This window comes from Polynucleobacter sp. MWH-Loch1C5 (assembly GCF_018881775.1).
Classification (GTDB): domain Bacteria; phylum Pseudomonadota; class Gammaproteobacteria; order Burkholderiales; family Burkholderiaceae; genus Polynucleobacter.
This window is the reverse complement of the sequence record NZ_JACVPR010000001.1, coordinates 26,308-40,926: the sequence shown is the minus strand read 5'-3', so window position 1 is coordinate 40,926 and position 14,619 is coordinate 26,308. Positions and strand designations below refer to the sequence as shown.

Sequence of the window (14,619 nt, the reverse complement as noted above, 5' to 3'; positions counted from 1 at the left end):
GGCTTTTGATGTTAAAACAACGCGTCATTACTGCTTTGGTGCTTTTAGGAATCTTTTTACCAATATTAATTTGGGGCTATATTGAGGCGCTCGCAGTTTTATTTGGAGTGATCATTGTTTTGGCAGCTTGGGAGTGGTGGCGCCTGTTATTTCCGGCGCATCATTCAAGAGCTTATTTCTATGCAGCTCTGGTACTGCTTAGCTTGCTCATTTTTTTAGTCTTAGGCTCTAATGTTGTCATTTTGGGGATTCTTTGGCTGGCAACATTATTTTGGTTGCTCGTAGTTCCTTTTCTTATGCGTCAATCTTTAGATTTGTCACTGTCCCGATGGTCTTGGCCCTTAGCCTTAGCGGGCCTACTCATACTTCCGGCATGTTGGTTTGCACTGATGATTCTCCGATCCAACGGTACTTTATTTTTATTAAGTGCATTAATCTTGGTTTGGATTGCGGATGTGGGTGCCTATTTCACAGGCAAGAAGTGGGGCAAGAACAAGCTTGCAGTACGTTTAAGTCCAGGCAAATCCGTGGAGGGAGCCTTAGGGGGTTTGGTGCTTGTAATCATTCTGGGTTTTGGCATGGCTTATGGGCTAAATGATTTCAGTAATGCTAATTTTTATACTTGGTTACTGAGCACGAGCGGAATCTCAGGAACCTTGATATTGCTGATAGTTTTTGTTGCTTTGAGCATTCAAGGTGATTTATTTGAGTCACAAATAAAACGTTTGTCCGGGGTTAAAGATAGTAGCTCTTTGTTACCTGGTCATGGGGGTGTCTTAGATCGTATTGACGCTTTATTGCCGTTTCTGCCAGCCTGCGCCCTGTTGGTTTATTACTGGAGCCGTACATGAAGCAGGTGGCAATCCTAGGGTCAACAGGCTCAATTGGAGTCAATACACTAGATGTGATTGCTAGTGACCCGGATCGGTTTGGGGTTTATGCAATTACAGCTAATCGCAACATAGATCTGCTAGTGCAACAGATTCAAATTCATAAACCTAAAGTAGTTGGGTTAGCTGATAAAAGCTACTTCGCTGATTATCAGAATAAGATTAAGGCATGTGCTTATCAGCCAGAAGTTCTTTGTGGATCTGATGGTTTAGCGAGTATTGCCAGCTCACCCACTGTGGATATCGTTATGGCGGCGATTGTCGGTGCGGCAGGTTTGGCGCCCACTTTGGCTGCGGCGCGAGCTGGTAAACGTATTCTCCTAGCCAATAAAGAGGCGTTGGTAGTTGCTGGCGATCTGTTTATGAAAACGATTCAGGCTGGCTCTGCAGAGCTATTACCGATCGATAGTGAACACAACGCAATTTATCAGTGCTTACCTGATGCCAATCAGACGAGTAGTGCTAGAGGAAATTATCATCAGTTAGGCGTCGATGAGTTGGTATTGACTGCATCCGGAGGGCCATTTAGAAACTGGCCCATTGCGGATCTGAAAGAGGTCACTCCGGAGCAAGCCTGCGCTCATCCTAATTGGGTGATGGGCAGAAAGATATCGGTTGATTCTGCAACGATGATGAATAAAGGTTTGGAAGTAATAGAAGCTCATCATCTATTTGGTATGTCAGCCGATAAAATTCAGGTTGTTATTCATCCACAAAGTATTGTGCATTCTATGGTTCGATACAGTGATGGGTCCGTGATTGCTCAAATGGGCAATCCAGATATGAGGATTCCAATTGCCTATGGTTTAGCTTGGCCGAATAGAATGCCGAGTGGTGTCAAGGCGCTAGATTTACAGAGCATGGCTCAATTAGATTTTTCTGCTGTCGATGCCAAAAGATTCCCATGCTTAAACTTAGCGTATCAAGCCATAGCCAATGGCGGGACAAGTTCTGTGGCTTTGAATGCAGCCAATGAAATTGCTGTCGATGCTTTCTTGAATCATCAGATCTCTTTTAGTGACATTTATCATGTCAATTTAGATGTGCTCAATAATTACATCGCACAAGCTATGCAGAGCATTGAACAGCTACAAGAGGAAGACCTGATAGTGCGCCAGAGTGCCACACAAATATTGAGGAAGTATTACAGATGACAGCCATTTGGAGTTTGCTCGCGTTCCTAGTTGCAGTTGGTCTACTGGTCAGTTTTCATGAATATGGCCATTATTTGGCCGCTCGCATGACCGGGGTCAGGGTAGAGCGATTTTCAGTTGGTTTTGGTAAGGTGTTGTTCAGTTATCAAAAAAATCCATCGTCTACACAGTGGGCATTGAGTGCCTTGCCACTGGGTGGATATGTCAAGTTGGACGAGGAGTCGTTTAAAGAAAAAGCCCTGTGGCGCCGCTCTTTGATTGTTGCGGCTGGCCCTCTTGCCAATTTTATTTTGGCGATCGCGCTCTTTGTGGTTTTATTTTCAAGTGGCGTGACGCAAGTTCCGGCGCGCTTATCGGAGCCGGTGAAAGAATCATTGGCCTACCAAGTTGGTATTTACCAGGGTGATGAGGTGGTCGGTTTTAGGGAAGAGAATGCAGCCGGCTTTCAAGAGATAAAAAGCTGGAATCAATTGCGCTGGAGATTGCTCGATTCCATTACGGATAAAGAAGGTTTTGTACTTCAAGTCAAAACGAGTGAAGGTCGAATGGAAGAGGTCCATTTTAAAACTGCTCAATTACCCCCGCTAAGTCCAGACATTGACCCTATCTCTGGGCTTGGCATACAAATACAGGTCCCAGACACAAGCGATTTATTTGAGCTACGTTTTGGGCTCGGGGAATCTATTCAACTAGCGACTCAACGCGTCTGGGATATATCGATTATTTCTGTGAGAATGCTAGCGGGTATATTTACGGGTGAATCTTCTGTAAAACAGATTGGGGGGCCCATTAGTATTGCTGAGATGGCTGGAAAAACTGCGCAAACGAGTATCCAGTCATATCTTGGATTTTTGGCACTTATTTCCATCAGCCTAGGGATTTTGAATTTAATTCCTTTACCCATGCTAGATGGCGGTCAGCTCATGTATGATGCATGGGAGTTGCTGACTGGTAAACGTATTCCTGAGGCAGTGCAGGCAATCTTTCAGAGAATTGGAATGGCTAGTATCATGTTTCTGACATTACTAGCGGTGTTTAACGATATAACTAGGCTATTTTTACGTTGAAAAAGCTCAATAAAAAACGATATTTATCCCCTCTGGCGGTCGTTGCCGCCTGCTTAATGAACGGTGTTGCTGTCGCGGCTGATCCATTCGTAGTTAAAGATATCCGTGTGGAAGGTTTGCAGCGTGTTGAACCCGGTACTGTCTTTAGTTATTTGCCAGTGCGTGTCGGGGAAACTTTTACCGATGATAAGGGTGCGGATGCGATTCGCTCGCTCTACAACACGGGATTCTTTAAAGACGTTAAGATTCAATCCGAGGGAGCTGTTCTAGTAGTGATTGTAGAAGAGCGTCCAGCAGTCTCCCAAATCGAATTTACTGGCATTAAAGAGTTTGACAAGGATGCTCTTAGAAAGTCACTCAAAGCCGTCGGTGTTGCAGAGGCTCGTTATTACGATAAAGCCTTAATTGATAAAGCTGAACAAGAATTAAAGCGCCAGTATGTGTCTAGAGGTTTCTACGCTGCTGAAGTGATCACTACAGTCACCCCCATTGAACGCAATCGTGTAGCGATTGTCTTTAACGTCGATGAAGGACAAGTCTCAAAAATTGTCCAAATCAACATCATCGGTAACAAAGCATTCAAAGAGAGCGTGTTACGCGATGAGATGAGTTTGTCGACGCCTAATTGGCTATCTTGGTATACCAAAAACGATTTGTACTCTAAGCAAAAATTGACTGCAGACTTAGAGTCAATTCGTTCTTTTTATCTCAATCGAGGATATCTTGAATTTTTAATTGAGTCAGCGCAAGTTTCCATCTCGCCTGATAAAAAAGGCATCTATCTCAATATCAATATCAAAGAAGGTGAGCAATATAAGCTTTCTTCGGTCAAGTTAACGGGTGAATTGCTTGGTAAAGAGGATGAGTTAACTAAGTTAGTCAAACTCAAAAATGGTGATGTGTTCTCATCAGCCCAGTTAACTCAGAGCACCAAAGCTATTGCTGATAAATTGGGTGTGTATGGTTATGCCTTTGCTGCAATCAATCCTCAGCCGAATTTGAATAAAGATAAAAGAACGGTTGATTTGGTTTTGAATGTTGACCCCGGTCGCAGAACTTACGTAAGAAATATCAATGTTTCAGGGAACAATAAAACACGTGATGAAGTGATTCGCCGCGAGATGCGTCAGCTAGAAAGCGCGTGGTTTGATAGCGAGAAATTAAAGCTGTCCAAGGATCGCATTAATCGTTTGGGTTTCTTTACTGAGGTTGATGTCAATACAGAAGATGTTCCTGGCACACCAGACCAGGTAGACGTAGGCATCAAAGTTAAAGAAAAGCCCACTGGAGCTTTGAGTTTAGGCGCGGGTTTTTCGTCCACAGACAAACTGATTTTGACAGCGGGTATCACTCAAGATAATGCTTTTGGTACAGGCACTAGTATTGGTCTTAACGTCAATACAGGCCGTATTAATCAAGTTATCTCACTGTCCAACTTTGACCCATACTTTACTGAGGACGGGATTAGCCGATTCACTGAGGTTTATACAAGGAGTAGTCGACCACTCTTCTATACGGGTGACTCAGAGTACAAAATTGATGCTACAGGGGGTAACTTCCGCTTAGGCGTTCCTTATTCTGAAGTGGATCGTGTCTTCTTTGGTTTGGGCCTTGAGCAACTGCAAATTAATACCACAGTAAATACACCGGCTAGTTATCAGAGATATGTCAATACCTACGGTAATCAAAACCTCAATATCCCATTTACGATTGGTTGGGCTAGAGATCGTCGTGATAGTGCTTTGATTCCTTCTCGAGGTACATATCAGCAGGCTAACTTTGAGTTGGGTACTGCTTTGGGTGATTTAGAGTACTACCGTGTCTTTTATCAACAACAATATTTTTATCCATTAACGAAGGGTAATATTCTCTCGTTCAATGGCGAGGTAGGTTATGGTGACACTTACACGGGTAAACCTTTTCCGATTACCAAGAACTACTATGTCGGTGGTATTGGCTCTGTGAGGGGTTTTCAGCCTGGTTCTCTAGGCCCATATGATGTCGCCGCCAATGGAATTCGAAGACCTATCGGTGGTGCCTCTAAGTTGGTGGGTAACGTTGAATATACCTTCCCAATCCCTGGGTCTGGCGTGGATCGAACATTAAGACTTTTTGGCTTCATGGATGCAGGTAACGTTTATGAGAACGCCCCCAGCTTTTCAGGCTTAAGAAGTTCTTATGGTTTTGGACTATCTTGGATATCTCCCTTGGGTCCGTTAAAATTCAGTTATGGTATTCCGGTGAGCAAAAAGCCTGAAGATCGTTTGCAGCGCTTCCAGTTCCAAATTGGTACAGCGTTCTAATATAGTGAGATTGGATAATATGAAATCTAAAAACAGTTTTTTAATGGCCTTGGCTCTTGCTGCAGCAATGCTTAGCGCTCCTGTGTTTGCAGAAGACATCGGCAGAATTGGTGTGGTTAATTCAGAGCGTATTTTCAAAGACTCCAATATGGCGAAAGCTAGCCAAACTCGTTTACAGAACGAATTTGCTAAGCGTGAAAAAGAATTACGTGATGATGCTCAGAAAATTAAAACTGCGGCAGAAAAGCTAGATAAGGAAGCTGCGGTCATGACTGATACTGAGCGGGTCCGCCGTCAACGTGAATTAGCGGATGCCGATCGTGAATTGCAACGTAAGCAACGTGAATTTACTGAGGATGTCAATCAGAGAAGTTTTGAAGAGCGCTCGAAAATTGCTCAGAAGGCTAATCAAGCTCTGAAGATTGTTGCTGAAGCAAGAAAATTGGACCTCATCGTTCAAGAAGCTGCATACGTTAATCCTCGCATTGATGTAACTGACGAAGTCATCAAGGCTTTAAATAATTTAAAGTAAGTAATGAAGCTGACCGTAGGGGATCTGGTCAAACGCTTTGAGCTAGTTGTCGATGGCAACACGACTTTAAGCATAGATAATCTAGCCCCTCTAAATCTAGCCAAGTCGACTGACTTGGCTTTTCTTTCTAATGCTATTTATCGACAGCAGGCTCTTCAAACCGGGGCTGGCGCATTACTGGTTAGCGAGAGTGATGCTCAATGGCTCAGAGCTGAGGGGCTTAAAACCTCAACGTGCTTATTGATCGCAAAAAATCCTTATGCTGTTTTCGCCCGTGTCGCTCAGATTTTTTATCCACGTGAAAATTTAAAGCCCACTGTAGACACTAGCTCTGTCGTATCTGTTACAGCTCAAATTGATCCCTCGGCCCACATTGGCCCTTTATGTCGAATCGGCGCTAATGTCAAAATTGGCCCGGGTGTAACTCTAGTCTCGGGAGTTTCTGTAGGGGATGATGTCACAATCGGTGCCCATAGCTACCTTTACCCTAATGTGTCGATTTATTCTGCTTGTCATATCGGACAACGAAATATTATTCATTCGGGAGCCGTGATCGGGGCCGATGGCTTTGGCTTCGCTCCGGATTTGGCTCATGAGGAATGGGTGAAAATCCCCCAAGTAGGTGGTGTTCGCTTGGGTGATGATGTTGAAATTGGTGCGAATACCTGTATTGATAGAGGCGCCATGGCCGATACGGTGATTGGCGATGGTTGCAAGATAGATAATTTGGTTCAAATTGCTCACAATGTACAAATAGGGCGACTCACCGTGATTGCAGGTTTGACTGCAATCGCAGGTAGTACAGAAATTGGCAGTTTCTGCATGATTGGTGGAGCGAGTAGCATTGCGGGCCATCTAAAGATCGCAGACAGAACCACTATTTCTGGAGGCACTACGGTGATTGGTTCGATTCAGGAATCTGGACAGCAGATTACGAGCATTTTCCCTATGATGCCCCATCGTGATTGGGAGAAAAATGCTGCAATACTCAGAAGTTTAGATAAAATGCGTAAACAAATCAAAGAATTAGAGAAGAAATTGAATCAACTGCCATCAGGGAGCCAGCATGAGTGAGGTCGTGAATTTTGATATTAACCAGATCTTAAAGATGCTGCCACACCGTTATCCTTTTCTCTTAGTGGATCGTGTGTTGGAATTAGAGCAAGGTCAGCGAGTTAAGGCACTAAAAAACGTCACAATGAATGAGCCTCAGTTCCAAGGGCATTTTCCAGATTTTCCGGTGATGCCAGGTGTTCTCATTTTGGAGGCCTTAGCTCAAACCGCTGCATTGCTTACCTTTGGCCAAGATTCCGTGGATGACTCGGTATATTTCTTTGTGGGTATAGATGCTGCGCGCTTCAAAAAACCAGTATTACCAGGTGATCAATTAATACTTAACGCTAGCATTGAGAGATTTAAAGGCGGAATCTGGAAATTTAAGACCTTTGCTACGGTGAATGATCAGGTTGTGACTGAGGCAGATTTAATGTGTACGATTCGTAAGAAGGAAGCGTAATGAGTCTGATTCATGCTACAGCTATTGTTGATGGTAAGGCTCAGATAGATTCAACAGTTAAGATTGGGCCCTATGCAGTCATTGGCCCTCATGTACAAATTGGTCCTAATACTCAGATTGGCGCTCATACAGTGGTAGAGGGGCACACCACCATTGGTTCTGATAATCGAATCGGGCATTTTGCATCGGTAGGGGGTGCTCCGCAGGATATGAAGTACCGTGATGAGCCGACCCAGTTAATTATTGGCGATCGTAATATGATTCGCGAGTTCACTACCTTGCACACTGGAACTGTACAAGATCAGGGAATCACTAGGATTGGTCATGACAACTGGATCATGGCCTATGTGCACATAGCTCATGATTGTGTGGTGGGTAACCATACTATTTTTTCCAATAATGCTCAGATTGCAGGCCATGTTCATGTGGAGGATTGGGCTATTTTGGGGGGCATGTCAGGGGTTCACCAATTTGTTCGTATAGGTCAGCATGCCATGTTGGGTGGAGCTTCCAAATTGGTACAAGATTTACCACCTTTTGTTATGGCCTCGGGTGACAATGCAAGTCCTCATGGTTTAAATGCTGAAGGACTCAAACGTCGCGGCTTCTCCGCTGAATCAATTGCTGCACTCAGGCAGGCTTATAAACTTTTATATAAGCAAGATTTAAGTTTTGAGGATGCTAAACGGGCCATCATGCAACTATCCTCTGAAAAAAAATCAGAATCGGTTGAGGCTTCCGAGAAGCTAACGATATTCCACGATTTCATTGCAGCATCTCAGCGTGGAATTGCCCGCTAGTTCAATAATCGATATTGCTTGTGTGGCTGGCGAGCCGTCTGGCGATATGCTAGCCGCGGGTGTTATTGCAGAATTATCACAACGTTATCCAAATAGTTGTATGCATGGCATTGGTGGCCCCAAGATGGCCGCTTCGGGCTTTGATGTAGAGTGGCCTATGGAAAAATTGGCCGTCAGAGGCTATGTCGAGGCACTCAAACAGTTGCCACAAATACTGGGGATTCGAAGAGAGTTGATACGTAGCTTGGATAAGCAGCCCCCGAATTTATTTTTAGGTATTGATGCGCCTGACTTTAACTTAGGCGTAGAAAAGCATCTGAAGTCCAGGGGAGTCAAGACGGCGCACTTTATAAGCCCTTCTATTTGGGCTTGGCGTAAGGAACGTATTCGTAAAATTGAAGAAGCGGTTGAACATCTATTTTGCATTTTTCCGTTTGAGCCTGAGTTGTATCGCAATACGGAGGTAAAAGCCCACTATGTCGGTCATCCTTTGGCGTCTTCGATACCATTAGTCCCCAACCCGGAGGCTGCCAAATCCAGTCTTGGAATTAAGAATGGAGCGCCAGTCATCGCAGTTTTGCCAGGTAGTCGTGCCTCAGAGATTGATCTAGTAGGACCTGGTTTTATTCAAGCTATTGCACACATGGCTCGCGAGTATCAAGGTGCTTTGAATGTTCTTATTCCGGTAGCAATGCCTAGCCTCAGAGGGCCTTTAGAGCAGCTATTGAATAGATACCTGTCAGATTCGGCTAATGTGTTCATACAGTTGTTGGATGGACAGTCTAGTCTAGTCTTAGAGGCGGCTGACGTGGTTTTGATTGCTAGCGGTACTGCAACTTTAGAAGCCGCTTTATGGAAAAAGCCGATGGTGATTTCCTATACAGTACCTGCGCTCACAGCCTGGATAATGCGTCGTCAAGGATATCTGCCTTATATTGGCTTACCGAATATTTTGGCGGGTGAGTTTCTGGTTCCGGAAATTTTGCAGGAAGAAGCGCAGCCTGCCAATTTGGCAGCAGCGGTATTGTCTTGGTTAGATGATCCTGCCAGAGTGTCTCAATTAAAAGAACGTTTTACTCTGATACACGAGCAACTACAACGACCCACTAATTCTATGGTTGCTGATTTGATTGGAGACATCATTGAGAGCCGTTGAACAATGGATATGTGGCGTTGATGAGGCTGGAAGAGGACCTTTAGCTGGCCCCGTCTTTGCCGCAGCGGTTGTACTTGATCCTGATAAGCCTATTGACGGCTTGAAGGATTCAAAAAAATTAAGTGCTAAGAAAAGAGATAGCTTATATGAACAGATATTGCTTAATGCTAAGGCGTATTCAGTAGCTGTTGCTAGTGTGCATGAGATTGATGAGTTAAATATTTTATGGGCTACGATGCTAGCCATGCAAAGAGCGGTTCATGGTTTGGCGAGTAGTTTGGGTCGCCTGCCCGATAAAGCTTTGATTGACGGTAATCGCTGCCCAAATCTTGATATAGAGATGGAAGCAATCGTTCAAGGTGATGCTCTAGTGGCAGAAATATCAGCTGCATCAATTCTGGCTAAGGTCAGTCGTGATCGACATATGTTGAAGTTAGATGAAATTTATCCGCAGTATCAGTTTGCCAAACATATGGCTTATCCGACTGCGCTGCATATTCAATTGCTGAATCAATATGGTCCATCACCTGAGCATCGTCGCTCATTTGGTCCGGTCAAACAGCTTTTGCAGAGTATTTAGTATGAAGTCAGCGAAACATATCAGTTCAATCGATAATCCTGTGGTTAAAAGGATTCGCGCCAACCTAGAGGGTGGTCATAAAGCACAGAAAGTGAGACAGGAGTCATCACTAGCCATCGCAGAAGGTATTCACTTATTACAAGCTTGGCTTGGCAGTTCGGATCTTCATGAAATCTATACAACTGAAGCTGGCCTTGCAATGCCTGAAGTCTTGGCTGCTATCAATACTCAGTTAGCTGTGCAGCCGCAAACTGTCCTTTATCTACTTGAAGATAGTCTATGGAAAAAAGTGACTGAATTAGTGAATGCGCCACCAGTCATGGCGGCAATCAAAATTAATCAGCCTCAATTTCCACTTCAATACACGGACGACTTGGTTGTTCTAGATGGTCTGCAGGATGCGGGTAATGTTGGATCTATTATGCGGACGGCTGCCGCCGCAGGAATTAAGCACATTATTTGTATGAAGGGGACGGCTCAGGCTTGGTCTGTCAAAGTGCTTAGGGCTGCTATGGGAGCGCACCGTCATCTTTGTATTCATGAAGCCTGGACTCTAAATGACTTGAGAGAAAAGGTCCGAATTCCTTTTTATGCCACCCATCTTGAGGCAGAGATGAATCTATACGATTTAGGTGCTGAATTACTTCAGCCTAAAGCATGGGTCTTTGGCAATGAGGGGCAGGGTGTTAGCCCGGAGCTCATGGCAATCTCAAGAGGTATCTATATCCCACAAGAATCCTGTATTGAGTCCTTGAACGTGGCAAGTGCGGTTGCTATTTGCTTATTTGAGACGGTCCGCATTAAGCATCATTCAGACTCTTAAGCGCTTCTAATAAGTATTACGATCTGGATTAATATGCTGCAAGATGGTTGTTGCGATTTCCTCGATTGACTTGTTTGTCGTTGATAACCAAGAAATATTATTTTTGCGCATCATAGCCTCTGCTTCGCTAACCTCGTAGCGACAATTTTCCAGCTTGGCATAATTACTACCAGGGCGACGTTCATTCCTGATTTCAGATAGGCGCATAGGATCAATCGTTAGACCAAATAATTTTTTCTTATAGGGATGCAGATCGGGGGGTAGCTGAGATCTCTCAAAGTCATCCGGTATCAGTGGGTAATTGGCTGACTTTAAGCCGTATTGCATAGCAAGATATAAGCTTGTTGGTGTTTTACCGCTTCTAGATACACCGACTAAGATCACGTCAGCATCTGCTAGATTTTGATTGGATTGGCCGTCATCATGCGCCAGTGAAAAATTAATTGCCTCAATACGATTTTTATAAGACTGCGTATCCGCATTATTGTGAAAACGTCCAATGGCATGGTTGGAAGGTTGTCCTAATGCTTTTTCTAAGGGGACAATAAATGTTTGAAACATGTCTAGGACTAAACCCTGGGTTTGTCTAAGTACTTGATTCACTTCTGGGTTCACTAAGGTAGTAAACACAATGGGTTCAATCCCCGATTGTTTAGCGTAATCCTTGATTTCTCTACTAACTTGATGGGCCTTATCAACGGTATCGATAAAGGGTTTGCGGGATAGCTTAAAAGGTATTTCAAATTGGGCCAAGATAGATTGGCTGAAAGTTTCAGCGGTAATGCCAGTCCCGTCGGAGACAATAAATACAGTTCTAGGTTTCGTGCTCATGAATCTACTTTAATGGTTAGTCAACAGATACAATAGGCTAATAATTTAATCTCACTGCCATCATACAAGGCATTGGGATGCATACCAGTTTTATATTAAATGAGAGAGCACTATGACTAACCCTCAACATGCACAAGCCTATGTCTTACCCTTTGAAGAACTCCGTATGACTGATGTCGAATCAGTCGGAGGTAAAAATGCATCACTAGGTGAGATGATTTCTCAACTCAATGCGACTGGAGTCAGAGTCCCAACTGGATTTGCCACCACTGCATTAGCTTTTCGAGATTTTTTAAATCATAACAATCTCACAACACGTATTAATGAACGTCTTGCGCAGTTAAATGTGGATGATGTGAAAGCACTTGCAGAAGCTGGAAGTGAAATTCGTTCTTGGGTTGAGAACGCTCCTTTTCAAGAGCGTCTCGAGCTTGAAATACGTACTGCATTTAAAACTCTCGATGCGACTGGTAATGGCTCCTTTGCCGTACGTTCGTCTGCAACTGCAGAGGATTTACCTGATGCTTCTTTTGCTGGTCAACAAGAAACTTTTTTGAATGTCGTCGGTATAGAAGATATTCTCAAACGTATTAAAGAAGTGTTTGCTTCTTTATATAACGATCGTGCTATCTCATATCGCGTTCACAAGGGTTTTGAGCATGCTGAGGTCGCTCTTTCAGCAGGTATTCAGCGGATGGTTCGCTCAGACAAGGCTGCTTCAGGCGTTATGTTTACTCTCGATACTGAGTCTGGCTTTCAAGATGCAGTCTTTATTACGTCAAGCTATGGTCTTGGTGAGACCGTAGTTCAGGGTGCGGTTAATCCCGATGAATTCTATGTATTTAAGCCGACTCTGGACCTAGGAAAGTACCCGATCATTCGTAAGAGTTTGGGTTCTAAGTTAATTCAAATGCAATTTACTGAGCCGGGCGAGGTGGGGCGCGTTAAAACCGTAGATGTCGTTCCTGAATTGAGAAATCGCTATTCCATCCAAGATGACGATGTGATTGAATTAGCTAAATACGCTGTCATTATTGAAAAACACTACGGTCGTCCCATGGATATAGAGTGGGGTAAGGATGGTGTGGATGGGAAAATTTATATTCTTCAAGCACGTCCTGAGACGGTTAAAAGTCAAGCGCATGGCAAAGTCGAGATGCGTTATAAGCTCAAAGGACATTCGACTGTTCTGACTAAAGGCCGGGCGATTGGGCAAAAAATTGGCACCGGCACCGTGCGTGTCATTAAAGACGCCTCTGAGATGGATCGTGTGCAAGAGGGTGATGTGCTTGTAGCTGATATGACAGACCCTAACTGGGAGCCAGTAATGAAACGTGCATCTGCGATTGTTACAAATCGCGGTGGCCGTACATGCCATGCGGCAATCATTGCCAGAGAATTGGGCGTGCCAGCAGTGGTAGGTTGTGGTGATGCAACTGATGTTCTCAAAGATGGTGCAGTTGTCACAGTATCTTGTGCTGAAGGTGATGAGGGACGTATCTATGATGGTCCTATCGAAACCGAAGTGACAGAGCTGGTGCGTGGCAATTTGCCTGAGATCCCCGTAAAAATTATGATGAACGTGGGTAATCCACAGTTAGCGTTTGATTTCTGTCAAATTCCAAATGGTGGCGTTGGCTTAGCACGACTCGAATTCATTATCAATAACAATATTGGAGTACATCCTAAAGCCATATTGGAATACCCCAATATTGATCTAGATTTGAAAAAAGCTGTTGAGAGTGTTGCTAGAGGGCATGCGAGTCCTAGAGCGTTTTATGTGGATAAATTAGCAGAAGGTGTGGCCACGATAGCTGCCGCGTTTTATCCTAAGCCAGTTATTGTTCGTTTGTCAGACTTTAAGTCTAATGAGTATAAGAAATTGATCGGCGGCTCACGTTATGAGCCTGATGAAGAAAATCCTATGCTTGGTTTCAGAGGGGCTTCACGCTACATATCTGAAGATTTTGCAGATGCTTTTGCAATGGAATGTGAGGCCATGAAACGTGTACGTAACGATATGGGGCTAACTAATGTAGAAATCATGATCCCATTTGTGCGAACAGTTGCTCAAGCTGAAAAAGTCATCAACTTATTGGCATCACAAGGCCTTAAGCGTGGTGAAAATGGTTTGCGTGTCATTATGATGTGTGAGATCCCATCGAACGCTATTTTGGCTGAGGAATTTTTAGAGCATTTTGATGGTTTCTCAATTGGATCAAATGATCTGACCCAGCTAAGTCTGGGATTAGACCGTGATTCTGGAATGGAGCTGCTTGCCATAGACTTTGATGAGCGCGATCCTGCGGTACAGTTTTTAATAGCGCGTGCCATTCAGACATGTCGTGCCAAGGGTAAATATATTGGTATCTGTGGCCAGGGGCCGTCAGATCATCCAGATTTTGCCAAATGGTTGATGGCACAAGGGATTAGTTCAATCTCTTTAAACCCGGACAGCGTTATAGATACTTGGACAGTCTTATCTAGCAGCTAGAGTTAGGCTAGTCTTTGATTCTCGAGCCCGATTTCATCAATCGGGCTTTTTCTATTTGCCAGTCACGATCTTTGCTAGCATCTCTTTTGTCGTGTAGTTTTTTTCCTCGAGCAAGACCAACATCACACTTAACGCGACCCTTGCTGTAATGAAGGTTTAAGGGAACTAGCGTGTAGCCACGTTGCTCCACTTTGCCAATTAATTTTCTGATTTCAGCGGCATTGAGTAACAATTTACGTGTGCGTACTGGATCTGTATGAACATGAGTAGAGGCTGAGATTAGAGGGCTGATATGGCAACCGATCAGAAATAATTCCGCATCCCTGACAACCACATAAGCTTCTTTAATTTGTACTCGACCCTCTCGAATCGCTTTGACCTCCCACCCCTGTAATACAAGGCCGGCTTCAAAACGTTCTTCGATGAAATAATCAAAGAGGGCTTTTTTGTTGTCAATAATGCTCATAAATAAC

Annotated in this window: 14 protein-coding genes; 12 read left to right on the top strand and 2 right to left on the bottom strand. The window is 44.0% G+C overall.

Annotated elements, in window-relative coordinates:
• Positions 1–8 precede the first annotated feature (8 nt).
• From ICE94_RS00240 to ICE94_RS00190, 11 genes are read left to right on the top strand one after another with little or no spacing between them, the layout of a single operon-like run.
• Positions 9–851 (top strand): phosphatidate cytidylyltransferase, encoded by an 843-nt coding sequence (locus tag ICE94_RS00240; RefSeq protein WP_216147165.1) that lies wholly within the window; start codon positions 9–11, stop codon positions 849–851.
• A complete protein-coding gene (gene ispC, locus ICE94_RS00235) occupies positions 848–2,044 on the top strand; it encodes a 1-deoxy-D-xylulose-5-phosphate reductoisomerase (protein WP_216147162.1) in 1,197 nt (398 codons plus the stop codon). Before ICE94_RS00240 ends, ispC begins: the two co-directional genes overlap by 4 nt.
• On the top strand, positions 2,041–3,111 hold the full coding sequence (locus tag ICE94_RS00230) for an RIP metalloprotease (RefSeq protein WP_216147159.1): 1,071 nt from the start codon (positions 2,041–2,043) through the stop codon (positions 3,109–3,111). Before ispC ends, ICE94_RS00230 begins: the two co-directional genes overlap by 4 nt.
• Before the next feature lie 56 nt (positions 3,112–3,167).
• Positions 3,168–5,414: an outer membrane protein assembly factor BamA gene (gene bamA / locus ICE94_RS00225; RefSeq protein WP_216150794.1), complete on the top strand. Its 2,247-nt coding sequence runs from the start codon at positions 3,168–3,170 to the stop codon at positions 5,412–5,414.
• A 19-nt stretch (positions 5,415–5,433) separates the two neighbouring features.
• Positions 5,434–5,946, top strand: a complete 513-nt coding sequence (locus tag ICE94_RS00220; protein ID WP_216147156.1) for an OmpH family outer membrane protein — start codon at positions 5,434–5,436, stop codon at positions 5,944–5,946.
• A gap of 3 nt (positions 5,947–5,949) precedes the next feature.
• On the top strand, positions 5,950–7,020 hold the full coding sequence (gene lpxD / locus ICE94_RS00215) for a UDP-3-O-(3-hydroxymyristoyl)glucosamine N-acyltransferase (protein WP_216147153.1): 1,071 nt from the start codon (positions 5,950–5,952) through the stop codon (positions 7,018–7,020).
• A complete protein-coding gene (fabZ, locus tag ICE94_RS00210; protein WP_216147150.1) occupies positions 7,013–7,462 on the top strand; it encodes a 3-hydroxyacyl-ACP dehydratase FabZ in 450 nt (149 codons plus the stop codon). The genes lpxD and fabZ overlap by 8 nt, the downstream gene beginning before the upstream one ends.
• Complete coding sequence (gene lpxA / locus ICE94_RS00205) at positions 7,462–8,262, top strand: acyl-ACP--UDP-N-acetylglucosamine O-acyltransferase (protein ID WP_216147147.1); 801 nt, start codon at positions 7,462–7,464, stop codon at positions 8,260–8,262. Before fabZ ends, lpxA begins: the two co-directional genes overlap by 1 nt.
• Positions 8,246–9,418, top strand: a complete 1,173-nt coding sequence (gene lpxB, locus ICE94_RS00200) for a lipid-A-disaccharide synthase (RefSeq protein ID WP_370623760.1) — start codon at positions 8,246–8,248, stop codon at positions 9,416–9,418. The genes lpxA and lpxB overlap by 17 nt, the downstream gene beginning before the upstream one ends.
• Complete coding sequence (gene rnhB, locus ICE94_RS00195; RefSeq protein ID WP_255539030.1) at positions 9,405–9,998, top strand: ribonuclease HII; 594 nt, start codon at positions 9,405–9,407, stop codon at positions 9,996–9,998. The genes lpxB and rnhB overlap by 14 nt, the downstream gene beginning before the upstream one ends.
• A 1-nt stretch (position 9,999) precedes the next feature.
• Positions 10,000–10,821 (top strand): RNA methyltransferase, encoded by an 822-nt coding sequence (locus ICE94_RS00190; RefSeq protein ID WP_216147141.1) that lies wholly within the window; start codon positions 10,000–10,002, stop codon positions 10,819–10,821.
• Between the two features lie 6 nt (positions 10,822–10,827).
• Here the strand turns inward: ICE94_RS00190 and ICE94_RS00185 are convergent, their stop codons facing one another.
• Entirely contained in the window at positions 10,828–11,652 is an 825-nt protein-coding gene (locus tag ICE94_RS00185) for a pyruvate, water dikinase regulatory protein (protein ID WP_216147138.1), read from the bottom strand.
• 112 nt (positions 11,653–11,764) lie between these two features.
• Here ICE94_RS00185 and ppsA point away from each other — a divergent pair, with 112 nt between their 5' ends.
• Positions 11,765–14,146, top strand: coding sequence for a phosphoenolpyruvate synthase (gene ppsA / locus ICE94_RS00180; protein ID WP_216147135.1), 2,382 nt, complete (start codon positions 11,765–11,767; stop codon positions 14,144–14,146).
• Between the two features lie 7 nt (positions 14,147–14,153).
• Here ppsA and smpB read toward each other — a convergent pair whose 3' ends face one another.
• Positions 14,154–14,612, bottom strand: a complete 459-nt coding sequence (smpB, locus tag ICE94_RS00175) for an SsrA-binding protein SmpB (protein WP_216147132.1) — start codon at positions 14,610–14,612, stop codon at positions 14,154–14,156.
• Positions 14,613–14,619: the final 7 nt, after the last annotated feature.